Raw genomic sequence first — 24,768 nt, forward strand, 5'->3', positions numbered from 1 at the left:
GACAAAGGAAATTAAAAACTGGCTTGCCTATAATCGCGCATTTATACAACGTCGCAATATTGCTATTTGGCTCCATGCCAACGCGATTTAAAAATGGCAAATTACTGACCAACATGGTAAGCGTAGTCGTTCAAATAAATATTCTGACTTTGTATTTGAAACTTGCCTGAGACTTCGGTTTGTTTTTAATTTGCCACTTCGAGCACTTGAAGGGATCGTTAACTCACTCCTCAATTTAATGTATGCGCCTATTCAGTCCCCAAAACGGCCTGTGCAAGCGAGGAACGCAGCTTAATGCTCAATACCTGACCAAGCTCTGAACTTGGCGTAAGTAGTCATTACATTGTTAGTGCAGAACTATCGATGGTACATGTATCTGATGGTGAAGTGTTAGGTGATCTACTCGATCACTGCGCTGAAATGTTGACGGAGTAACCTGTGATGGTGCTTATGATACGCGAGATTGCTATGTTAAAATTGCGGCTAAAGTTGCTGTAGATCGACTCCCGCAAATGGAAAACGCCCAATATTAATACATCAATTTGGTTTAAGACAATGGAAAGAAAAGTCTGGCTATCATAACGTTCACTGGCCGAAACGGGTGTTTATCGTTCTAAGCAAATTGCGGGTGACACGCCAAAAAGCCGCATCTTTAATTGCCAACAGACAGAAGTGATGATTAAGCCAAGGTATACCTAATTATCAGTAAAAATGACAAGACCATTAGGAGGGACCGATTACGGGTGAGTGTATAAGGGTCTAGTTCTATTTTATGGATTTTTTAATTTTTTTAGTGAGAAACTAGTGTTAATTTACGAGGCGAGTCACTTTTGATTGGCCTAGTCTTTAGTTAATTGTAAAACTTAAACTAAAGTGTTTTCAGGTAATCGTTTATCAGTTAAAGTGCATGGGCAAATTGGATGTCGCATGCCAAGTAGTCGTTTGAAGCTTGATCTAACTTTGTCAGTTAGTGATTCCACATATATAACAGATTCAAATATTTTTTAGGTTCTAACCAACACTATGCAGTGATTAGAATGCTATTTATGTGACGATTATTAAGGTGTTAGGTTTTATGGTAGAAAATCGGGATAATAATTTTGAAATATAGAAGTGATATAGACGGTTTAAGAGCTATAGCAGTAATGTCAGTTGTTGCTTTCCATGCGGGAATCACAGCACTCTCTGGAGGCTACGTTGGTGTAGATGTGTTTTTTGTAATAAGTGGATACTTGATTACAACATTAATATACAACGAAATGAAAAATAACGATTTTAGCTTTGGTCGATTTTATAAAAGACGAGCAGCAAGGTTGTTACCTGCGTTATTTATAACGCTATTTATTGTGCTCGTATTTGGGTTTATAAACTATAACAACAAGACATTTGATAATTTAGGAAAAGAAGTTTTCTTTTCATCCTTTGGTGGTGCAAATATCCTCTTTGCTCAAGGGGTGAACTATTTTGCTAAAGATGAAGCTTATCAGCCATTAATTCATATGTGGTCTCTAGGTGTTGAAGAGCAATTTTACATAATTTGGCCTGTTATTTTGTTGCTTACTTTTAAGTTTGCAAAGAAACTAATCATACCCGTTGCTAGTATTTTATTTTTTATTTCTTTAGGCCTATCGATTAATTCTGTTGCTGAAGGTCAAACCAAAGGCTACTTCCTTCTGCATTACAGAGCATTTGAATTGTTAGTTGGTGTTATCACAGCATTGTTGATATTAAAAAATAAAGGGTATAATTTCAGTGAGAATGTAAAGCAAGTTTTAAGTTATACAGGCCTCTTTTTGATCGCCGTTCCAATGTTGATTCTTGATGAAACCTCTAACTTTCCAGGTGTTAATGCTCTATGGCCCTGTATTGGTACAGCGTTGATTATATCTTTTCCTAACAATGGCTTGGTTACTAAACTCTTATCTCATAAGTGGATGGTTTTTGTAGGGTTAATTTCATATCCATTATATTTGTATCATCAACCTTTAATATCATTTATACACTTTTACAATTTACAATTGTCTTCATTAGAAATGTTTTCAGTTGTTACGCTTATTTCAACAGTTGCTGCTTGGTTGACATACAAATATGTAGAGAAACCTTGTAGAAGGATGGTTCACTCAACTGAGTCTAAAGCGTCTACTATCAAAATAGCTTCAATGGCTGCACTAATCCCTATGTTTGCTGTCGTAGGCCTATTTATTGCGAAAACCAATGGGTTTGAAGCTAGATTCAAGTACCTAAACCCGTTTGCCCTAGAGATCAGTGCTGCGCATTCACAAACATTCCATGAAAATTTTGAGCGTGGATTTAATGTCTCAGATTCTAAAGAATCAAGCGTATTATTTGTTGGCGATTCAGTTTTGCAACACTACATACTACCAATGAAGTTGGCGCTTAATCTTGCGGATGATGATGTGGATACGGTTACTAGAGGTGGGTGTGTACTACTTAAAGGCGCCGATTTTATAGATAAATTCTCAGATATATCATGCAATGATCTACGTGCTGATTTGTACAATGTAGAGAAAAAGTATAAGTATGTTGTATTATCACAAGCATGGAGCGGTTATGACTCGTCGGTGTTAAATTTCGACGACGGCGCTAATGGTTATTCAAAGTGGTCGGGACTTCTAGATAACACTGTTGAGCACTTCTTGAAGATAGCCGATAAGGTTATAATTTTTGGTGCGCACCCTCAAGTGGATGGTACTTTGTCATTACAGCCCTCCATTACAAGTCGTAAAGAAAATTTTATTCATCACTTGAATCGACTTGAGGTCACTAATATCAGTCAGCTAAATCAAGCTAGTTCTTTCTTTGAGAGATATAATCAAAATAAAGATGTACTAGTCATCGAACCGTCTGACATTTTCTGCCAAGAAGCATGTACTTTGCATAATGGCGAGTGGTCATTCTATAGTGACTCTCAACATCTATCTAATGCTGCCACGGACTATGTCAGTAGTCATATAACGAAGAGTCTTTTATAAAAATAAGATAGAAAAGTCAGTTGGCGTTTTTGCGCCGCTGACTTGAGCTTTTCGGGTCAGAGGGTTACTCATGTAATATTTTCATTTTATTGCTTTGAGTAAAAGTAGCTTACGATAAGTGTTATTTTTGCAATATTTAGGCTATGTAACTGTAATACTGATTATAAAAGAGTACGATATTAATAGTTTGGTAAATTTTAAAAGCTTTTAATTTTTTATAATGAGTTTTAAAAGATCTATATTTTGGGTAAGTACTTGTACAAATAATTTAATAAATTATGTAGAAATTAAAAATCATTACCCTTAAGTGTATATTTCAATGATGCGTGAACCTGTCAATTTAATGTAAAGTTACAAGTATCACATACTAAAACAAAAATCTTTAAGTCGTTTTAGAGCTTGTTTTTAATATATTCGAATGTTATAAAATCTACTTATATTGTTAAATTATCATTTTGGTAAACTCGTTCTTTGAGTGGTATATACATAGTTAGTTAAAAACTGCTATTAACGAACACTTCAAAAGGGATTTTGTATTTTGAAAACTCTTATCTATGCATTTCTTTTTCTTGTTTCAACTACTATTTATGCATCTAATTTTAAAGTCTTACAACTTCCTAAACCCCAAAATTTAGCTGAGCCTCCGTATATCACTATTGCATTACCTGCATCTTATGCAGCTGATACAAAAAAGGTATACCCAGTAATGTACCTACTAGATGGTGAACTCAATGGTGAGCTCGTTGACAGCATGCTAAATAGGTTGTATCAGTCTAACGGAGCGAATGAGCACATTATTGTCGGTATTACGAGTCGCGATCGTCTTAGAGATTTCGCGCCAACTGTCAATAAAGATCCGCGAGGGCCGGTAGGAGCAGGTGGGGGCGGTGATAAATTTTTAGACTTTATTGAAAAGGAGCTCATTCCACAGGTTAATAAGACTTATCGCACTAACAATTTTAATGCTGTAGCAGGCCACTCAATTGCTGGCTTATTAGTTGTTCATAGCTTTCATTCCAGACCAAAACTTTTTCAAAGTCATTTGGCCTTTAGCCCCGCAGTTTGGTGGGGAGCCCGAGAAACATCTAAGGCGACGAAAAAGTATGTGACTTCCAAGCAGCCTATTAAAAATTACCTATACCTGAATATAGGGAGTGAAGGTGGAGAAATGCGTGAAGTTTATAACTCTCTATCACAAACAATTTTGAGGAATCGCAATCTTGATTTAGAGCTCAGACTAAACGAGTTTAATGACGACTCCCATGACTTTACAATGGCGGCGGGGCTGTTTAATGCGCTGACAGGGCTTTATCAATATCAGCAACAGCAAGGCATGTAGAGTGCGTGTACGATAGCAGGTGCTGCGATGTTGGGGGTTTTCCGAATGTAATACGTGATTGACTGCTGATGCTCAATGAGTGAATACAATGAGCATGCCAATACTCTAATATCACTTTTATTATGTTGATTTTTATTTCGGCTAAACTATCAGATAGCTTTGGCCGAATTTTAACCCATGAACATTTTTAACGAGCTAGTTTACACGTCATTTTTAAAAGCCAAAATATCTCCTGGCTGACAATCCAAGTAATTACAAATTTGCGCTAGAGTTTCGAAACGAACCCCCTTTACTTTACCTCTTTTAAGCAGGGATAAGTTGGCTTCTGTGATACCGATGGCTTTTGCGAGCTCCTTTGATGAGACTTTTCGCATAGCCATAACAACGTCAAGGTTAACGATGATCTCCATGACTAAATAAACTCCTTGTTTTCATCTTCGATCTCTTTTGCTGCTTTTAGCAAGTAGGCAACAATTGCCAGCAAACCCAGTGTGATCAGCTCATCAAAGTCGATGGTTAAGACCACTTCAGCATCACCAAAAATAGCCTTATGCCAAAACCCCACACCTAATGTCAGTGCGATGTAGTAAACAGTTGATGCAATCTTAAGGAAGATAAAGTTGATGAAACAGCGAAAGCACTGATGAGAGAAAAACATCCCTTTTTCAAATAATGACAACAGCTTACAAACCCAATAAATGGCAGCGACGACAAACAGCAGTATTGGTGCGCTGGCTAAAAGTAACACCCACTGGTTTACCTGATCAGACGTCCATAAGATATTGAACAGTGCGTTATCAAAATAATTAATTTGGTTGTTGAACACAAGTTGGTAAAGATTAAACACAATAACCAATGCGGTTATGGCGATGACAACTAGGCGGATCGTACCGCTCTTTCTTTGAATTGTTTCTATTGTTTGCGACATGAGTAATCCGTATTCAGCCCTGCTTCTTGTGATGAACTATATCACACATAAATTTATTTCTGAAAAAAAATAAAAATTTATCGTTTTACAATAATTTTATTTCATGTAATGATGTTTTCAAGTTACCAAGGAGAATCAAATGGAGAACCAAATAATGAATAAGAACCTATCTGCATTTAAATCGGTCGTTATCAGCGCCGCTATCGGCTCAAGTATTTTATTAACAGGGTGTCAGTTTACCAATACGCTAGACAGCACCAAGGCGATACAAGCTCAGCAAGTCACAGAGTTGGTAGAGCTCGAAAGTTTATTCAGCCAAGATCAGATCAATAAGGTATCTCTATCAAACGATGGAAAGTGGATAGCCTTTATGCAAATGAATAACGGCGGTCAAAATATTTTTGTATTACGTCAGGGCGATCAATTAGAGAATGCAGTTGCACTCACTGATTTTGCTGACGGGGTCGACGGTTTTGTCTGGTCGGCAAATAGTAATGAAATACTGTTTAATAAAGATTTTGAGGGAAATGAGAACGACCAAATTTTTACTTTACGTTTTTCTCCCCAGCAGACGAAGTTAGCACCTGTTATTAATCGATTAACTCACAGAGATGATGTGGATTACATGTTTGTCGAGCAGGTAAAGAATGACTCTAATAAAATAGCGGTTTTGGCCAATCACAATAGCAGCCAAATGGATCTGTTCCATATTGATATCAACACACAAGCAATCACCTTGATGCAAGACAATGATATTTCATTTTTTACTTCCCAATTGGATGATGATGGTTATGCTGCTGTTGCCGCTAAATTAAACTCCGACAACTCTGTCACAGTATACAAACGTGTTGGTGATGGTTGGCAAGAAGTGTTTCAATCTGAAGTGGGCGAAAATGTCAGTGTGATCAGTTACGACAGTGACAGTAATAAGGCCTTTATTTCTGGCAGTATTCAGGGCCGGGATAAAGAGGAGTTATTGGAGCTAGACTTAACGACTCATAAACTAAAAACCGCACATAAAGACCCTGAAAATCAATCTGATTTATATCAGGTTATATTTGATAAAGTGGGTAAGCCGGTGATTGTTTCGTATTATGGTGGTCGCTTACGCAATTATGCTTTGAGCAATAGCACAGCCACAACAATGCGAAAAATAGAATCACAGCTTAGTGGCGACTATGATTTGTTAGTCGAAAAGATTGAACATGATAAAGGGCAGTGGTATCTCAAAGTATCATATGCTGATAGGCCTGACGAAAAGTTTGTGTATAACACCAACTCGGGCACATTGACTGATTTGTTGAACCAAGCACCAAGTTTTAACCCCGATTTATTGGGGGATAGAAGTTCGATAACTTACACCGCCGCAGATGGTGTTCAAATCCAAGCATATCTAACTTTACCAAAACAAATAAAGCAAAATTTGCCTACGATTATCTTACCACACGGAGGCCCATGGGCTCGAGACGAATGGGGGTATTCAAGTAATTATTTTGTGCCGATCGCTCACTTTTTTGCAAACCGTGGTTATGCTGTTTTACAACCAAACTTTAGAAGCTCGACAGGGTTTGGCAAACAGTTTATTGAGCTTGGTAATAAAAATTGGGGTACTGGCGGTATGCAGCAAGACTTAACCGATGGCGTTAATTACCTTGTTGAAATGGGTATTGCGGATAAACAGCGTGTAGGGATCATGGGCGCTTCTTACGGTGGGTATGCCGCTTTAGCTGGCGCGACTTTTACACCCGATATATACAGTGCAGTGATTTCATATGTTGGGCCTTCTAGCCTTACGGCGATGGTTGAGTCTTTCCCTGCGCATTTTAGGCCTTATATGGGCACTGTTTTTGCGGGTGTTGGAGACCCTTTAATTGAGGCGGACAGAGTGGATATGGAGTCACGATCTCCCATTAATTTTGTTGACAAAATAAAGGCGCCAATCATGTTAATTCAAGGTGCAAATGACCCGAGGATCCCACAATATCAATCAGATACGATTGCTAAAAAGCTATTTGAAACTGACAGAGCTGTTGAGTATATCCTAGCGAAAGATGAAGGACATGGTTTTAGGTCACAAGATAATAAGTTAGCTTCAATTATTGCGATGGAGGCCTTTTTTGCGAAGCACTTGGGAGGCATGCAATCATCTAAGGTTAACCCAAAGGTGAGAGATCACTTAACTTCATTAAAGGTAGACGTAAGTAAGTTGTAATGACTTATCTCTCACTGTGTAATGCGCACTGGATAGTGCGCTTTTTTTTTATTCAAAATTGAGCCTGCATAGAGCAAAATAAAGGAAGCGTACCTTGTGCTCACTGTTAGCCCGTCGAGCTAATACTATACTCGACGACAGAAACAGAACATAATGTGCGTGATAATAAGTACATATAGCATGCTCTATTAATTGCTATTGCAAGGTCTTTAATTGAAAAAGCTAACAATCACTCTTGTAACTATTTGCTTTTTAACTAATAGGTTGGTAATAAAACCGGAGTGATATTGGCCTATATAGTGACCTTTCTTCTAACTAGTTTATTTGGCTAGCAATCGAAAGGCTTGAAAAAAAATCTAGACTGATTGAATTTGAGTTCATTACAATTTGGTTATTTAATGAATTTAACTTAGGATAAAAAGCGGTTTGGGCATTAGGGTTATATGGGGCAATTGTGTTGAACTGTCGACTTTTATTACAAAGGTTTTTAATGATGATTCAAAAGTCATTCTTATTTTATATATCAGCTAAATAAAAGTTTCACTGCATTTATATTCTAATTCGTTTTTACCAGAGGTTTCGTTTTGTCCACAATTCAAATTGCTCGATATGTCATCTGTTTCGCTTGGCTATACCATGGTATTTTTCCAAAGTTAGTTCATGTTGCACCATTGGAGCGCCTAATGGTTTCTAGTGCAGGCTTTTCAGAAGAAGTATCAATTATGATTACCCGTACTGCTGGAGTAGCAGAGGTATTATTTGGTTTGGTGTTTTTCTTTCTTTATAAGCATAAACTCATCAATGTGTTAAATATACTTGGTTTAATAGGTTTACTCATAGCTGTGTATGTATTACAGCCTCAGTTGTTAATTGAAGCATTTAACCCGGTTACGACCAATATACCACTGATTGCTTTAAGCTATATCTTACTCAAAGAAAGCGCCGAACATAAAAAGTCCTAGCCGACTTTTGACTTTCGCCCGTTGTCAAAATAGCGTGTTTTATCTAATTTATTGAGAGTTTGGCAGTGCAGAGCAAAGTTGTTTGCTCATTGCATAAGTGACTTAAACGTGTGTTGCGCTTAAAAGTTGGCGTTTTTTTAGCCAGATTGCTGATTGCCAATAATATGAAAGTTAATAATTATAAGTATAATTTTCATGTGGTTAGAGTTTAATGTGTACGGATGCACATAGTGCTGTCGTATAAGTGACGTAAAACAATCGGCAAACTTGCGTAACAGCATACGAGCGCTTTCCACATAATAAAATCTCAAAGAATGAACGGTCACAACAAATATGAAAATAAATGCTGAATTAGTGCTCAGTGCAAGACAAGATAAAGCGTGGTCTCAAGATGAGTTAGCAATTGTATCTGGGCTTAATCTAAGAACGGTGCAAAGAATAGAATCAGAAGGCACGGCGTCGTTACAGTCAAAAAAAGCGATTGCATCAGCATTAGATCTGAGTATTAGCGAGTTGGACCACGAGGAGCCAAAGACAATGACAAAATATGAATATAAAACGTTAGAACTGCCGTTTAAATTTGGGATTTTTAAACAGGGCACACCAGATATTGACGAGGCATTAAATGCAGAAGGTAAAGATGGGTGGCGTTTAAAGCAAATGGTTTTACCTGCTTCATCCAATATGGGGCAGTCTGAAAAAATGATTGCAATTTTGGAGCGCGAGTTAGTTGAATAACCATATTACAACACGGTGTTTGTAGTTGAGTTGAACTTGATTGTATTATTTCAATGACATTAAGTTGTTCTTTTCATAGACATTAGAAAGTCAAACAGCATATCGCAAGACCTTTATTGCAATAAAGATTATAGCGCTCAAGGAGACTTAGGCTTGCATCAGCACCCAATGAGAGGATACAGGGTTCTTACCGCACCAAATACAAAGAGCGTGCAATATTGTTTAATTACTAATAGTATGAGCGCGATACGCTCAACAGGTGATTTGTTTTAGGTTTATTTGTCTAAACAAAACAAACAGAGCGAATAGTATTAACGACAGAAAAGCAATCTTGAGAGGTAGTATGATTCAAAAAATAGCGGGTTGGGCATTGGTTACATCCGGGGTAGTTGGATTGGGTTTGACTGGGTACTTGATTTTTACGTCTATGGAACTGAATTTGCTATTAGCTTTTCTACTGGCTGTGTCGATTTTGCCTATTGTGTCCGGTATATATACGCTTAAAAACCAGCGCTGGGCGCTATGGATTGGTTTGCTTTATTTCTTGGTACAAGTCATACGTATCGAGACTTCGGGTTTTGCCTGGTCATTTGAAAGCCCTATTTCATTTTCCTTTGCTCTGACTCATGAACATACACATATTGGGTTTAACTTATTTGCGGCAATCATGTTGATTATATTTATTAAACTACTTCGAGCTAAGCCCAATACCGATAATACTGAACAAAGCATTTAATAAACACATTCAATTAGACTCGCGCACTACTTTGTGCACCAACGTACATAAAAGTAGGTAAAGTCAGGAGCAAAGATGCAGATGCATCATTGCTCCTAGTTTAATTAAGGTGCTAGAAAGCCAGATATATAACTCGAAGCTTTTGTTGGGTCGCCTCTACCATCATAAATAGCTTGCAGTGGGTAAGGATAGACAGGTTGCGCTCTGATCACAGTTCCCTGTGTATTTTCCTTTTGTGTAAGCAGGCTATCTGGCGCAACACCACCAATTATCCAAGCTTCCAAAGCGTTGATGGCATCGAAAGTGGCATTGCCTGGTCCATCTATACCACAGTGGATAACACCAGGTAATAAAAAGAGTCGCGCAAAGTCTCTGACTTCGTGATCATGGCTCTGCATAAAAGCATCGACCTTTTCATACCAGTCAATTGTCGCATAGGCGGGGATCGCTGCGTCAGCCCAGCCATGTAACACGATCATTTTACCCCCACTTTTTTTGAACTCGCGCAAATCGGGGTCGTCTGCATCAATTAACTGGCTCACTTCCTGTAAGTTCTGCTTTTCATCTTGGTAAGAAAAGTCCCGCCAATCATAGTCCACATCAAGTGCTTCTGGGTACGCGATATATTTGAGGTACTCGGTAGCAGCGTAATAGGCGAAAGGTTTCAACTGTTCGAGCAGTGGTGTTACCCAGCCAACCCACTCAGGCTCCGAACCATAGGGTAATCCACCATAAATCACTTCTCCTTGGGCGTTTTTAGATGGGGCGTAAAGGGCCTTTACAGCATTGACCTGTTGGCTAGATAAACAGTTGGTGACTTGCCCAGGGTCGCAAGCCATAGTTTGTGGGTCAAAATCACAGAGTCTGGGGTCGTTGATTACACCGTCTATCACGCCATCTTTATGATCACATGCTGCCATCACTGCGCTGGCTATCATTGGGATCTCACTTGAAGATAAAATGGGTTCATTTCTGTCGTTGAGCACCGCACGTGCATTATCCATACAGTTAATAAGGTTTACGTCTGTATAATTGACGGTAGGCCCTCTGGCAATCACGCCATCGAAATCATTAGGGTATCGTTTGGCAGCCATTACACCGGCGTGACCACCTTTGGAGCAACCAGTGATAAATGAATATTGAGGCTGTGAATGGTAAAACTTTTCAATAATTGCTTTGGCGGCAACGGCGACAACATGGTTTGCACGGTACGCAAAGTCTATTTTGAGCTGTTCGTTGTTTCGTGCCCATTTACCATCAAATCCATATGCGGTGTGGCCACCGTCATGACTCATCGTGGCGTAGTGTCTAACAATGCCAGCCATAGGAGGGTAGGGACTAACATCACCGCAAAAGCCCATACACGCATTAAGTAAATACTTTTGATTCCAAAGTGCTCGGGAGGGCAGGCGTAACTCAAAACGTATTGTTGGTGTAACATAGCCGCGAACGAGGCAATGATCAGGCAAACTTGTTTGCGATTTAGGAATAGGCGCACCCATGAGCCTACTGTGTTTATATGCCCACTCTGATTCCGTGGCATTCATTGTGTAGCCTTTGATGAAACTGGATTCAATTACATTTGTAGCGGCTTCTCCACGCTCGAGTTTAGAGAAGTCATCAAACCTAAGTGACATACATGCGCGCTCTTCAGCACTGAGTTGCTGATCTGCAGGTGTTGCCATCGTGAAATTTGAAAAGCCACATAGACTCGTCAGGCCCAGTAACCAAATCGATTTACCTTTCATGATAGTTTTTATCGACATACCCATTTATCTCCTTTTGGTATCGCAATTGATAATTATTATCAATTGTGGGTATTGTCTTGTATTCGCTTTAGAAACTCAATAGGGGACGGGTTTATTACTTGTTAATTTGCGTACGCAGAGGCACTTATATGACGAGTTGAGTTGTTTTTATTTCAGGCTCGAAATACTCAATGTGATGGTGATATTAACGCCACCCAATTCACTATGAGCAGCGGAAATACTGCCTCCATGGCGGGCAACTAAATCTTGGCAAATAGCGAGCCCAAGCCCAGTTCCTCCTTTGTAGAGAGATTTATTTTTTTCACTTTGATACATTCGTTGAAATATCGTCGTGAGCTCAGAATTTGATACGCCAGGTGCACTGTCTTGAATTGATATTACCAGTTGCCCAAGTTTTAAATAGGCATTTAACTCGATTGTTGTAGGCGGCGCAGTATAGCGAAGACTATTTGATAGCAAATTAGAGAGCACCTGTGTTAAACGATCGATATCGGCATGAATTTTTGTTGTTATTGGTACTTTTATACTGAAATTAAACTGTGTATTGGGTCTCTGTGCTACTCTTGCTTGCGCATCTTGGCACCATGCAGTGAGCCAAGGCTTAACCGCCATATCTTTACAGTTAAGAGCTCGCTCTTCAAGTTCGGTCATGGCCAGTTGCTCGATGTCCGTAACAAGCTGATTAATATCTCCAATACGTCTGTGCAGTAGCTCGTAGGTTTTTTCACTGTCGTCTAATAAGTTGTATTCCAGACCCTCTATGGACATTTTCAATACACTTAAAGGAGTGCGGATCTCATGAGACACTTCAGCAAGCAGTTGCTTTTTTCGAGCTAATAATGCTTCGGAAAATTCTGCACGATCTTTGCTTCTTTGTTGTGTCGCTAAAATCTTAAATCGCCACTTAATAGCCTGATACATAAGCATGAATAAGAGGGTTAGCATTAACGCATATGCCCATTTTGTTTGCCACCAAGGGGCCAACAATTGGAAGGAGTAGCTAATTGGATCACCAACCTTTCCTGGTGAACTGGTTCTCACCTGAAACTCATATTCGCCAGGAGATAAGTGATTATAAGTGATCTCGCTTGATGTGGATGGCTCGCTCCAGATTTCACTGCTACCGAGGAGGCGAGTTTGGTACAAGGCTCGCTCTGGAGAAGACCAGTCATTGTGCGTGAACTTAAATAAAATTTGCAACGTGTCTGGTGAAAACTGAGTAAGGCTATTTTTTGGATCGATCGAGGGGTAATTGTATTTTCCGTCTTTATCTAAGGATACGATTTCGAGTAATTGCGTGTTTAAACTCGGAGTAATATCTAGGTGTTCAGGTTTGAAGTAAGTTAGACCGCTGCCTGAGCCCCAGTAGAAGGTATCATCAAGCATGGCAGCTGTGTTGAGGGTGGCATCAACCGCCAAATAACCATTGTCATACACAAAAGCGTCTAATTTGAGCGGACTGGCTGGATCGAAGAGTGATTGTGTGAGAAGACGGTTATTACCTCGTTCTGTGCCTATCCACAGATAACCTTGGTGATACTTTAGCCCAAGCACGATGTTACTACTGAGCCCTTCTTGAGTACTGATATGGCGTCCAAGCCACTGATTTTTCACTTGTGTTAATGCCAAAACACCTGTTCTGGTGCCGAGAAATAAAGTATTGTTTTCACTTTGTTCGATGCTGTATGCCCAATTACTGGGTAATCCACCTGACTCAGTAAACCGATACACAGTGTCATTGTCCACATAAAATGTACCGTCTCCGTTTGTAACAAACCAAACGCGCTTAGAGTTATCAATAAAAACATCGATTATATATTTGCGCTTAGACACGTCTAATAGCTGTAATTGCTTGCCACAGCTACGATAGAGCCCGTTATGTGTTGCCATATATAGACAGTTGTCTGGAGCGGGCACGATTTGATGAATAATATCAGCCGAGAGTCCTTGTTTACGCCAAATATGCACACTATTTTGTTTGCCTAAAACAGTTACCCCTTGGCGACTGCCTAACCACACTCGACCGTGTTGATCTTGTGCAATGCTGTGTATGTAACGATTGTAAATGGGGGCAGCGGGTTCAAGCCATGTTTTATTATCAAGTATTTGTATGCCGGTACCATATTGGCCTAACCACAGACGATCATGAATGTTGGCTAATGCACTGACACGTTCATTGAGCAATCCGCCGCGTCTGGTCAGTAACTTAAAGCCTGTGTCTTTTATTCGATTTACACCACCACCGTATGTGGATACCCAAATATTGCCCTGAGTGTCTTTCATAATATTGCGTATGTGTTTGTCACTCAGTCCGTTTTGTTTATTGAAATTTTGCGCATAGTGGTGACTGACCTTAAATACACCTTGGCTGTCGTCACCCAGCCAGAGCATATTTTGCTCGGTATCAAAATACATCGTGGTGATATTTGGTGTATTTATTCCGCTCAAACGTGCCGTAGACAGTGTTGATTTATTAATATGGCAGACATTGCCTGAACGCAGCGCAAAATACACATCACTTGGTGTGCTTGTTACTGTATTTATGGCACCTAAACACGCATTGTTGAATTTAAATTCTGCTAATTTACCTTTGGATAACTGAAATAGGCCGGAGTTTGCGGCAATCCACAGGGTATCTCCGTCAACTTCTAAGTCATTAATTAATTTAAAGGGGGTACGAGGGGAGATTTGCTCAAGGGTATTACTTTTTAAGCGATATAAGACGTTATTGCTGGAGAAAAAGAGGGTTTCACCAATCATTGCGACATGGTCTACTTTGCCAGTAAATGACTTGTCGGCAATTTTTAAGGTATGAAACCGTTGCCCATCGAAAGTATTAAGCCCGTTGTCAGTTGCCAGTATTAATTGCTCTGACCCTAAGGTTTCAATATCCCATACTCTGTTGTTATTCAAACCATGGCTATCATTAAAACACCTGAAATGATCACCAATATACTGACAGAGCCCTTCACCATTGGTCGCCAGCCATAACATACCAGCCTTGTCTTGAACTGTTTTATACACCGCGCCAGTCGGTAAACCTTGCCGAGTAGAGAAGTGTCGTATATCTGATAATGAATTAAGTTCATATTGAGCGGGTTTTACTTGTGTCCAACGCGGGGCGCTGGTGCTATTGTCGACAGCGTCAAAAGAAGCAGTAAATGAAGCTTCAACAAAAGGAGAAGGTTGTCTGGTAAAGAGGCCTATCTCTGTCCACTTGATGGGATCTGGCTTATCTAAGTCTATTTGATTAGAATTTTTAAGCACTGGGCTACCTTGGGGCAAGGTAAGCTTTGATGTATCGATCCATGTAGCCGTTTGGTATTTTTCTGCACTCAATTTGTAAACAGCATTATGCGGTGAAGCATTGTGTGAAGACACAAAACATGCTGTTATCGCGCATAGTAAGCAAATGATGTGTCGATACAAAAATATACTTCCTAAAGAGAGTTTTTATATAGCCATTAATGAGTGATAAGTTTATTTTTTTATTATGTAATCTGATACATTTTTAGCTTATTTTTACTGTTAAGGCCAATCTACAAGTTGAATTTTAGTATAGCTAATTCAGATACATGGCAATCCTTTGAAAGTAAGATTATGTTATCACATTCGATGGATAAGGGAATTAGAAAGTATTGATAATAAGTGAGAGGCAGTTGGCTTACTATGACGTCGCCGATGCTTGAAAATTGAATCAATGCACAGGTCGTTATATGAGCATGGTAGTAATTCACCCGTAATGGCCGATTTGCTCACAGGGTCTGATAAGGTTATTGATATTAATGTATTGATTCTTAAGCTTTCTTTTTTAAGTGGATGCTAACATCAGCATTGTTCAAAGAGACACATGTATTTGATTTGTCAGCAACCACTTGTTTTACATATTTGAAAGAGCCTGTAGGCATGTTTCTCTACTTTGTTAGTTATTTTAAATAACACAACTCAACGAATGAAAACTCAACGCTAGATTAATGGCCTTAACCTTCTTTTTGCTGAGATTTTCTCTGGGCTTTGTTTTCATAGAGGGCTTGATCTGCCAGTTCTAACAGCTGTTCAATCGCAGTATTGGCTGTGATTTCACAGACGCCAAAGCTCATCCCCAACGCAACACTTTCGACTGATAATTGAGACGGCACTAGGTTTTGAATACGTGCAATAAAGCTTTTTGCTGTCTCGGCATCCATGCCTGGGATCAGAAGCATAAACTCATCACCGCCGAGTCGAAATAACTTGTCATTTTTACGTGTATATTGGCTAATCAGCTTGACGAAGTTAACGAGCATTTCATCTCCAATACCATGACCCAGCTTATCGTTTAATGTTTTAAAGTTATCTAAGTCAATCATGATGATAGAGCATGTTTGTCCATATCTGGTGACACGCTCTGACTCGAGTTCAATATTTTCTATCAGCGTGCGTCGGTTAAGTGCACCTGTGAGTGGGTCTTGTGTTGCGACGCTTTCAGCGGCATGAATTGCTTCGTTATAGGTTCTTACAATCACGGCTGTCAGGAGCAAAACAAGCCCTGACGACATGGCAGATCTCAAGGCAATTTCCATATGCAAACTGATAAAGTTCAGGTAGGTAATGACAGCCCAACAGCATGAAGTTGTTAAACAGGCCATTTTGAAAGGGAACACCATAAAAACGCCAACTAAGAAAGCGGGTAACCAAATGACAGCAATGATGGGGGATTGGAATGAAAAGTATATGAGTGTACTACCCAATACTGCGCTTAAAACCAGGCACTTTAATACACTAAGCCGCCCTTGTAATAGTCTGACTGAGGTAAAAAGCAATGCGACAATGACAATAACAACCGCGAAGGCTAGCCCATAACTATGATCTATGGCGTAATGAATAGGGTAATAAAGCAAAAACGCAGCCGTTACGATAAGTAGGTAAGCAGCATAAGTTGGATATCGATTAATGAGAATTGGCTGTGCTTTAGTCAAGGCGCCAAAGCGTTCTTTTAACTTAAGGATAGGAATACCTTCAAAAAAATAAAATATCTACAGGTATAAGTGTAAATCACAATTTTAAATCATCAACAGTGTCCCTTTTTTGAAGGCAGTCATACGATGATTTGTTTGTACTGCTCTGCTGCTTGCGCATCAAAGCTAGGTGCTGCCATGAATGACATCAGAAGTGCTGCACTTACAGTTACTAGCGTTTTCATTTTTAATTCCTTTTGATTGTTTGATAATTGTCCAGCCAAAATTTGCCACCAAAGGATCGCGTTATCAATTTTGTATGTGGAGTTAGTATGACATGTAGGGATCAAGCGCTGTACTTTAGCTTCACAGAGCACAGCTTTTTTACAGTTATCATCTCTAAAGTCAAAGGATTAAGTTGTATTATCAAGGCTAAGTATTTGTTTTATCGCGTAAAAGTTAACTCAGCCTTCTTAGGTAAGACTGCGGATTGTGTGGTTTCAGCTACAGAGACTCTGCGGATTTGACCACTTTTTGCGGCGCTTCTCGCCATGAAAACCGGCCATCATAAGATTGGCAAACTAATGTGGTATTTCCAGCATCCGCTAAGTATATTTGATTTGTTTTTGATGCAGGGTAACTAAAGTAATCACTGCATTTAGCACTTTGCCCGGGGCCAACGACGACTTGTGTACCGACTTTAACTTTACAACTGACGAGCATATCTAAAGGGGAGTAACTCGGGCAGATCACATTGTCTCGCCGATATTGAGAGATAGAGCCTCGAGGTTTGTCGAAGGTCCACCACTTTCCAAGTTTAGAACCACTGTACTCACTATTCCATGCACGCCAGATGGTGATCTCTTTTGTCGTAACAAACACTTGCCCTTTGCATAATCCACCTTGTTGCTGAGGCATAACCACGCCAGGTGGGAGCTTTTCATCTGGTAGGGGCACAAGCCCTGTATGCTGCTCTACCTTGCCAATACAGTCATTATTCACCGTTTCAAGTGCGATTGACTCGCCCGTTAAACTGATCGTATTACAGCCAAAAAGCAATAAAAAGCTGGTAGATATCGCGAGTGGCTTTAATCTACTAGTGATTGTTCTGTAGTGAGGTTGTTGATTTGGCAAAGACATTTCATTGGCTCCCTGTGCTTTTCATACCGACAGTGTAATGTGCATTGATAAAAATGTATCTTTCATTGCATTACACGTGCATTTATTTGGCCAAACAGGGTTTAGCGCTTGCTAAATACACTCTGCTGTTTTGCTTGGGTAAAGCCAAGTCTGTTGTAAAATTCATGGGTTTCCACACGTTTGCAGTTGCACCTAACTTTAAGCTCCACATTTAGCGTTTGAGCATACTGATAAGCTTGTTCAACAAGTCGTCTGCCAACACCTTGCTTTCTGATTTTTGGGTCAACGACTAAACCGCCTATTTCATAAAACATATCAGAGGCTAGTCGGTGCGCTTTAAACCCGTGAAGCCACCCAGCAATGTGTCCATTTACCTCACATACCCAAACATCATCATTGGTTGATTCAAGTAAATAGGCCAGCCGCTGCTGAGCTTCGTCATAGGTCGTGTTTGAGTAGCCTAAAAAGCTCGATAGTGTATGAATTTTATCAGCGTCAGTGATGGTTGCTTGGCGCACATGTGCCATTAAATACTCCTTATAAAAACATGGGCTTTAATAATACGTGTTTGGATGTTTTGCGCACAAAATAATAGGCGATTGGAACAGTACTGTTCAAATACAAAGCGATAGATAGCACTCATTGTTTGCACGAAGTGCAAAATAAATGAAATTCGTCATATGTGAAGCAAAGGTGCCCTAATAGCTGGTATCATAAAATACATAATTTTTATGGGCGTGAATTAGCATTTGACCTGCTGTTTGGCTAAATAAGATGGCCAACGCTTATGCTCACACATCACAACGAGACACTTTATGCATCAAGCAGATATACACCAGACGCTAGAACAGTATTTTGGATTTAGCGCTTTTAGGGCTGGGCAAGCACAAACCATTGAGCAATTAATTGATGGCCAGTCTAGCTTGGCGATATTTCCAACGGGCTCGGGAAAATCCTTGTGCTATCAGCTAACTGCATTACATTTGCCCAATCTCACGTTAGTGGTTTCTCCCTTGCTTGCTTTGATGCAAGATCAAATCGAGTTTTTAAATAAAAAGGGGATCCCTGCCGCAAGTTTAGACTCGACGCAAACCTATGAGCAATCACAAAGTGTGATGCAAGGTGTGAGAGATGGTCACATCAAAATTTTGATGGTGTCTGTTGAGCGTTTTAAAAATGAGCGCTTTCGTGGCTTTATCAAGCAAGTGCCCATTTCTATGCTGGTGGTCGATGAGGCGCACTGTATTTCAGAGTGGGGTCATAACTTTAGACCCGATTATCTGAAGTTACCGCAAATTCGCAATGAGCTGAATATTCCTTTGGTCCTGCTATTAACAGCAACCGCAACAAAAAAAGTAAAACGAGATATGGCGCATCGATTCGTCATAGATGAGCAGCATATCGTGCAAACAGGGTTTTATCGCGCCAATTTAGATTTGAGTATTCAGGCCTGCACCGAGAGTGAGAAGTTGCCGACGATTTTATCGTTTTTAAGCCAGACACAAGACAGCGGTATTATTTATGTTACGTTGCAACAAACGGCAGAAGAAGTTGCAAAACAGCTGCAAGCGGCAGGGCAAGACGCGGTTGCCTACCATGCAGGTTTAAAAGATGACGTAAGGCAGCAGATCCAACAGCAATTTATGCATAATGAAAAGCGAATTATCGTCGCCACCATCGCGTTTGGGATGGGGATTGATAAGTCAGACATTCGCTTTGTTATTCATTATGACTTACCAAAATCTATTGAAAACTACAGCCAAGAAATTGGCCGTGCAGGGCGAGATGGACAGCCCTCGAAATGTATTACGCTGGCAAATTTAGACGGGGTGTCAACCCTTGAGAACTTTGTGTATGCAGACACGCCTGAGCTTGGCAATATTGAATCATTGCTTGATGAAATTCGCTCGTCAATGTCGCAAGGGCTTTGGGAAATGCAAGAGCTGAGTGTATCTAAGGCGACAAACATTCGTCTGCTTGCACTAAAAACGGCACTTGTACAACTGGAGCTGTTTGGTGTGCTGGAAGCCAAATACGCATTCTATGCTGATTTTCGTTTTAAATGGCTGCACCCAGAAAACAAAGTGCTGAGCTCCTTCGACGCAAATCGCCAAGCGTTTATTCAGCAGATCGTGTCAAACACCGACTTTAAAAAAGTGTGGGGTACGGTTGATATGACCGCTTTGGTCAATCAAGGTCTAGAACGGGGCCGCGTGGTAGCAGCATTGGATTATCTACATGAGCAAGGCATGATCTTGCTTGAATCTAAGCGCATGATGCAAGTCTACCAAGTAGATGAGACGGCTTTGAACGCCCCTGAGCTCGCTAACAAGTTAAGTGATTATTTTTCTGATAAGGAGCTTGGGGAAGTAAAGCGCATTGCCGCCATGTTACGCTTTTTTGAGTTGCAAAACTGCTTGTCTAATAACCTAGCCAGATATTTTGACGATCAGCAAGTGCCGCAAAGCTGCGGGCACTGTAGCGTGTGTCGAGGAAGCTCTGCGCAACTGCAATTTAGTCAAGAGCCGCTTTTTCCAGATGATCAGCAATTAAGAGATGACATCAATGGGTTAAAAAATTACCTCAACCAAGCAGGCATTGAAGCGACAGCCGCAGTACTGGTGCGGTTTTTAACTGGCATGACAACGCCGATGTCGACGGCCAATAAGTTTAGGCAGAGGTCTGGTTTTGGCTGTTGTAGTGCTTTGAGATATAAACAGGTTGAGAGCAAGCTTTCTCAGCTTGGGTTGGTTTAATCTGGTTGCAATCGCCCAGCAAGAAAAAAGAGGCCTTGCGGGCCTCTTTGTTCAGCTGACTAGAATTTTATTATAGTTGCCATGTGATGGTGGCACGAATATCGCGGCCAGGCTCTGCAACACCCGTATCAATTGGGCCAATAGCTGCGTAGGTTGCGTGGTCGTAGTAGAACTTATCAAAGATGTTCTTGATGGCGATATCTAGCTTTACGTTCTCGTCGTTCGTGATGTACCAAGTCGCTTTCAAATCATGGACACCGTAACCTACTTTTTCAGGCAGCTCAGTGTTATCCCAAACATAGGTCCCTGAATCATCTAGTCGCTTCACTAAGCGTGCTTGCCAAGCCAGCTCTATCGAGTCTGTGAGTGAGTAGTCTGCACCGAGTGTCAGAGTGTCACCGACAGAGGTACCGATTGACCAATCTTGATCCGAAATCGCCGAGCCCGCCAGTGCTGGGTTAACGTGCGTTTTCCATTCAGGGCGGCTGCTGTTGAACGCTAAAGACACAGATACACGGTCGAAGCTGTAACGCGCATTGATGTTTAAGCCTCTGTTTTCTAAATCGCCTACATTACTTAAGAAGTTTGCAGGTTGGCTTTCGATGTTTTTCGCAGTAGACACGGCATCATCAATGGTCGACATATACACATCAGCTTGGACAACGAGGTTATCACCAAGATATTTGAAGCCCACTTCGATGTTTTCAGCCACTTCTTTACGTAGGTTTTCATCGTTGTCATAGTAGCCAAGTACAAATAACTCTTTTACTTTTTGACCACGAACAGCTTTAGCGTACCCAGTATTTACAGATAACTCAGGCGTTAGCTCATACGTCAGATTCAGGTTAGGACTAAAGCCGCTTGAGTCAAAATCAAACCCGTTATCGTCTGTTAGTTCATATTTGTCGTATCTGACACCTGTACTGATCTGGAATTGATCCGTTACTTGGAAATAATCTTGGATATATAAACCCAGTACTTTGCCTTCTTCTACCCCAGATAGCTCGTAATTAGAACCGATATCTTCCAAAATCGCCTCATCACTTCGGTAGTCGAAGCCAGCAACAATTTTGTGCGTTTCAAATAGCGCCGTATTTTTTAGATCAAATCCTTGTGAGTCATACTCTGCAAAATAGGTGTTTTGGACAACAACACCGGCTCTATTTTCACCTTCAGGGTGTGCGTGGGTAATAGAGTTCTTCGTTTGATATGCAGAAAAAGCGATATCAATGAGGTCATCTTGTGGCGCATAGAAGTAGTTTAATGTACTTGTAGTGCGCTCACTTTCTTGCGGCAGGGCAAAGTTCTTACGACTTGGGTGCCAGTGAGCGCGAAGTAAACGCGTGCCGTCATCATGGCGGACATCATGACTTAAGCTGAACGATTGAGTGCTGGTTAAGTCACCGCTGATTTTTGCAAACCCGACTTCTTGCTCTGATTGTGAGTAAGGGATTTCGTCGCCATTACCATCTTCCATGTTTTCAGTGTCGCGTTTGATCAGTGACACAAGTGCATCTATATCGTCAGTTACACGGCCATATAGTGTCGAGCTGGCTTTAAAGCCCTCGCTATTGCCGTAATAGCCTAGCTTGAATAACGCGCCAAACTGTTCGTCTGGGGCAAGTAAGTCTGAAGCACTTTTGGTTTTAAATCTCAGTGCACCACCAAGTGCACCTGACCCCGAAGTTGCATCACCCGCACCAGCAACAACATCAACTTGCTTCAAAAGCTCAGGCTCAATAGATAAACGACCTTGATGGTGGAATAAGTAGCCTGCTTGTAATGCGCCATCAATGCTGACATTCAGCATGGTGTCTTCAAGACCACGCACGTAAATTTTCTGTGCGACTGGGTTTGAGCCACCCACAGACACTTGTGGTAAAGATCTAAAAATGTCAGATAAGTCGTTGGCTTGTAACTGGGTTAGATCAGTTTGGTCAATGATCATATCGGCGTCAGAGACTTTTCCATGAACTTCGATGATTTCAATCTTTTGTTGCTGATTGTCTGCCAAAGTAGCGGGAGACGCGAAAGTTGCTGCTGCGACAGCAAGGGCGATAGATGTGCGAGAAAAACCAAACTGCATTGGTGTGTTCCTTTATCTTAAATGAAAATAGTTATCAATACGCGTGTATTATTCATGGTTCTGTCCCAAAACAAAGCACTTTTACAACTGTTACATTTACAGTGACAATTGGCATGTAATTGGGACTAAAAAACCAGCGTTAAAGGGCTATGACGATACACAGCCCTGAATCTGAATTGTTTTGCGCGTATATCTGCCCATTGAGTCGCTCCATTTGGCGCTTGCAAAGCGCAAGCCCTAAACCGAATGAATCACTATCGGGCTGCGTATGTGAATAGCCGTGGCTGCGATAGAAGGGTTTGAAAATATCTGTCAGTTCACTGTCTGACACTCCTGGACCATCATCAATGATTTGCATGGTGGTGTTGTCGAGCTTTACTAAAATGCTGCTCTTGGCGAAGCGGCTGGCATTTCTCAAAACATTCTCAATGACTTGGCCAAGGACTCTGGCATCACTATTCAGCGTTTGGGAGTCGGGTAATTCGAGGTTAATTTGTAAATGAGGGGCTTCGAACTTCACCTCTTCAGCAATACAGTCAATTAAGTCGACCAAATCAAAAGGGGTGTTTTCTGTATCTGTATGTGGGCAGAAGCGCTCATTTTCGAGCCAAGTGAGTGTTAAGGTGTTTTCGGCAAGTTCTCGCATGGTATGGGTGTTTTTAGTCACGCGACTAAGCATGCCTTGTTGATCTAAGCCTGATTTATGGCACTCTAGCGCGGTTTCAATGCGAGCGATGGGCGTTCGAATTTCATGAGAAAAATCAGCAATAAACTGCCTTTGTGCGCGAATGGTGTTGGCGGTACAGTTGGCCATTTTGTCAAAAGTGGCTGCAATTTGCTTAAATTCGGCATCGCGACTTGAGATTTTGTCGCCAATACGGCTGTCTAAGTCACCATCTGCAAAGGCGCGGGTACTTTGCTCAAGTTGCTTGAGTGGCTTCATAATGGCGCGATATAACAGCCAGCAAATGCCCGTTAAAACTAAAAATGGCACACAAAATTGCAGCAAAATATAGGCAATTTGCCAATAATTACCCGGGCGCATATGACTGGGTAACTGGATCAAAAAGTGGGTTTTGTCATCTGCAAACGGAATGTCCATGACAGGGTTACGGGCAAAGTATAAGTGGATTTTCCATCGTACATCCCGACCAAGAGTAAACTCGTCTAGGTAGTACTGCTGAAGCTGCGTGCCTGCCAGTGGCGTCAGTTCGCGCTGTACCACCGCTGCCCAAGTATCATGGTCTCGCTCTATGTTTTTTACATAGGTACTGAGCGCAGCCATGTCACCTGACAAATACAATTGCTCAGCTTGCTTGCCCAGTGCGATAAGTTCTTGCTGATGTGCGACTTTAATTTGGCTCATTCGAAACTCAGTGTGATTGACCAAGTAGTCAATCACGGCAAAGAGCAATAAAGATCCTGCAATAACCAACGCACACAGGCGTAAAAAATATGATGCTCTAAGATTGAACATGCAAACGATACCCTTTGCCATGCACTGTGGTAATTGACTCGGGGCTGAGCCCAACTGCAACGAGCTTTTTACGTAAGCGGCTCAGGTGCATATCTAAACTTCGGTCATATCGGCTGAATTGACGCTCTAGTACACTTTGATATAAAAACGCTTTACTGAGTGTCTCTTTATGGTTGTGTGCTAACTGCCATAACAACTTAAATTGAATGGCGGTAATGTCTAGCGGCTCTGTGTTATAGGCAGCAAGCTGTTTTTGTCTATCTAAATGTAAGTCAGACAGCGTAATTTCAAAGGGTGTTTGCGCTTGTGTGTGGCTCGCATGAACACGTCGTAAAATGGCTTCAATGCGCAATACCAGTTCATCAAGGTTAAAGGGTTTAGATAAATAATCATCCGCCCCCAAGCTTAAGCCTTTTATGCGTTCTTGCTCAGCACCACAGGCGGATAAAATCAAGACTGGCGTGTGTTTAATTTTTCTTAACTGGGCCAAAATTTCATAGCCTTCCATGCTCGGCAAGCGAATATCTAAGATAATGAGGTCGTAATCCACCGCGAGTGCTTGGCTAAGTCCTTGTTCTCCATCATGAAGACAGTCGACCTGATAGCCTCTGTTATTAAGTAGGGCGCAAACTTGCTGGTTGAGAGTAATGTCGTCTTCTACGACTAAAATACGGTTGTTCACAGATCTGTGTCTT

18 protein-coding genes are annotated in these 24,768 nt (G+C 40.9%); 8 read left to right on the forward strand and 10 right to left on the reverse strand.

Features of this window, described 5'->3' with window-relative positions; all coding sequences use genetic code 11:
• The first annotated feature begins 100 nt into the window (after positions 1-100).
• The 3 genes from N473_RS26740 (at position 101) to N473_RS12735 (ending at position 4,332) form a co-directional block, all read left to right on the forward strand.
• Positions 101-295 carry a transposase gene (locus N473_RS26740; RefSeq protein ID WP_081221148.1) on the forward strand — a complete coding sequence of 65 codons (195 nt, stop codon included), beginning with the start codon at positions 101-103 and terminating at the stop codon, positions 293-295.
• A gap of 805 nt (positions 296-1,100) precedes the next feature.
• A complete protein-coding gene (locus N473_RS12730) occupies positions 1,101-2,993 on the forward strand; it encodes an acyltransferase family protein (protein ID WP_155735602.1) in 1,893 nt (630 codons plus the stop codon).
• Between the two features lie 538 nt (positions 2,994-3,531).
• Positions 3,532-4,332: an alpha/beta hydrolase gene (locus N473_RS12735; protein WP_231099567.1), complete on the forward strand. Its 801-nt coding sequence runs from the start codon at positions 3,532-3,534 to the stop codon at positions 4,330-4,332.
• Positions 4,333-4,532: 200 nt separating this feature from the next.
• Here N473_RS12735 and N473_RS12740 read toward each other — a convergent pair whose 3' ends face one another.
• Both N473_RS12740 and N473_RS12745 read right to left on the reverse strand, forming a co-directional pair.
• Positions 4,533-4,742 (reverse strand): helix-turn-helix domain-containing protein, encoded by a 210-nt coding sequence (locus tag N473_RS12740; RefSeq protein ID WP_039610207.1) that lies wholly within the window; start codon positions 4,740-4,742, stop codon positions 4,533-4,535.
• A 2-nt stretch (positions 4,743-4,744) separates the two neighbouring features.
• Positions 4,745-5,260 (reverse strand): DUF2975 domain-containing protein, encoded by a 516-nt coding sequence (locus N473_RS12745; RefSeq protein WP_039610208.1) that lies wholly within the window; start codon positions 5,258-5,260, stop codon positions 4,745-4,747.
• Positions 5,261-5,399: 139 nt separating this feature from the next.
• On the opposite strand from N473_RS12745, the gene N473_RS12750 reads away from it, so the two are divergent.
• From N473_RS12750 to N473_RS12765, 4 genes are all read left to right on the forward strand, one after another.
• On the forward strand, positions 5,400-7,472 hold the full coding sequence (locus N473_RS12750; protein WP_081221150.1) for a S9 family peptidase: 2,073 nt from the start codon (positions 5,400-5,402) through the stop codon (positions 7,470-7,472).
• Positions 7,473-8,056: 584 nt separating this feature from the next.
• Positions 8,057-8,434, forward strand: a complete 378-nt coding sequence (locus N473_RS12755; protein ID WP_063368241.1) for a DoxX-like family protein — start codon at positions 8,057-8,059, stop codon at positions 8,432-8,434.
• 333 nt (positions 8,435-8,767) lie between these two features.
• On the forward strand, positions 8,768-9,172 hold the full coding sequence (locus N473_RS26520) for a DUF4177 domain-containing protein (RefSeq protein ID WP_196766409.1): 405 nt from the start codon (positions 8,768-8,770) through the stop codon (positions 9,170-9,172).
• Positions 9,173-9,515: 343 nt separating this feature from the next.
• On the forward strand, positions 9,516-9,908 hold the full coding sequence (locus tag N473_RS12765; protein WP_039610212.1) for a hypothetical protein: 393 nt from the start codon (positions 9,516-9,518) through the stop codon (positions 9,906-9,908).
• A 104-nt stretch (positions 9,909-10,012) separates the two neighbouring features.
• Here the strand turns inward: N473_RS12765 and N473_RS12770 are convergent, their stop codons facing one another.
• From N473_RS12770 to N473_RS12795, 5 genes are all read right to left on the reverse strand, one after another.
• Complete coding sequence (locus N473_RS12770; RefSeq protein WP_231099568.1) at positions 10,013-11,674, reverse strand: tannase/feruloyl esterase family alpha/beta hydrolase; 1,662 nt, start codon at positions 11,672-11,674, stop codon at positions 10,013-10,015.
• A gap of 150 nt (positions 11,675-11,824) precedes the next feature.
• Positions 11,825-15,058 carry an ATP-binding protein gene (locus N473_RS12775; protein WP_155735603.1) on the reverse strand — a complete coding sequence of 1,078 codons (3,234 nt, stop codon included), beginning with the start codon at positions 15,056-15,058 and terminating at the stop codon, positions 11,825-11,827.
• A gap of 599 nt (positions 15,059-15,657) precedes the next feature.
• Positions 15,658-16,635 carry a GGDEF domain-containing protein gene (locus tag N473_RS25855; RefSeq protein ID WP_081221152.1) on the reverse strand — a complete coding sequence of 326 codons (978 nt, stop codon included), beginning with the start codon at positions 16,633-16,635 and terminating at the stop codon, positions 15,658-15,660.
• 483 nt (positions 16,636-17,118) lie between these two features.
• Positions 17,119-17,754: a hypothetical protein gene (locus N473_RS12790; RefSeq protein ID WP_063368245.1), complete on the reverse strand. Its 636-nt coding sequence runs from the start codon at positions 17,752-17,754 to the stop codon at positions 17,119-17,121.
• Positions 17,755-17,855: 101 nt separating this feature from the next.
• Positions 17,856-18,281, reverse strand: coding sequence for a GNAT family N-acetyltransferase (locus N473_RS12795; RefSeq protein WP_063368246.1), 426 nt, complete (start codon positions 18,279-18,281; stop codon positions 17,856-17,858).
• Between the two features lie 288 nt (positions 18,282-18,569).
• On the opposite strand from N473_RS12795, the gene N473_RS12800 reads away from it, so the two are divergent.
• Positions 18,570-20,510 (forward strand): RecQ family ATP-dependent DNA helicase, encoded by a 1,941-nt coding sequence (locus tag N473_RS12800; RefSeq protein ID WP_063368247.1) that lies wholly within the window; start codon positions 18,570-18,572, stop codon positions 20,508-20,510.
• A 70-nt stretch (positions 20,511-20,580) separates the two neighbouring features.
• On the opposite strand, the gene N473_RS12805 is transcribed toward N473_RS12800, so the two are convergent.
• The 3 genes from N473_RS12805 to N473_RS12815 form a co-directional block, all read right to left on the reverse strand.
• The gene (locus tag N473_RS12805) at positions 20,581-22,596 is read right to left on the reverse strand and encodes a TonB-dependent receptor domain-containing protein (protein WP_063368248.1); all 2,016 of its coding nucleotides are present in this window, start codon (positions 22,594-22,596) and stop codon (positions 20,581-20,583) included.
• A 139-nt stretch (positions 22,597-22,735) separates the two neighbouring features.
• Positions 22,736-24,073 (reverse strand): HAMP domain-containing histidine kinase, encoded by a 1,338-nt coding sequence (locus N473_RS12810; RefSeq protein WP_063368249.1) that lies wholly within the window; start codon positions 24,071-24,073, stop codon positions 22,736-22,738.
• Positions 24,060-24,755, reverse strand: a complete 696-nt coding sequence (locus N473_RS12815) for a response regulator transcription factor (protein WP_039610219.1) — start codon at positions 24,753-24,755, stop codon at positions 24,060-24,062. Before N473_RS12815 ends, N473_RS12810 begins: the two co-directional genes overlap by 14 nt.
• Positions 24,756-24,768: the final 13 nt, after the last annotated feature.

The sequence above is a fragment of the Pseudoalteromonas luteoviolacea CPMOR-1 genome (assembly GCF_001625685.1).
GTDB classification, from domain to species: Bacteria; Pseudomonadota; Gammaproteobacteria; order Enterobacterales; family Alteromonadaceae; genus Pseudoalteromonas; species Pseudoalteromonas luteoviolacea_K.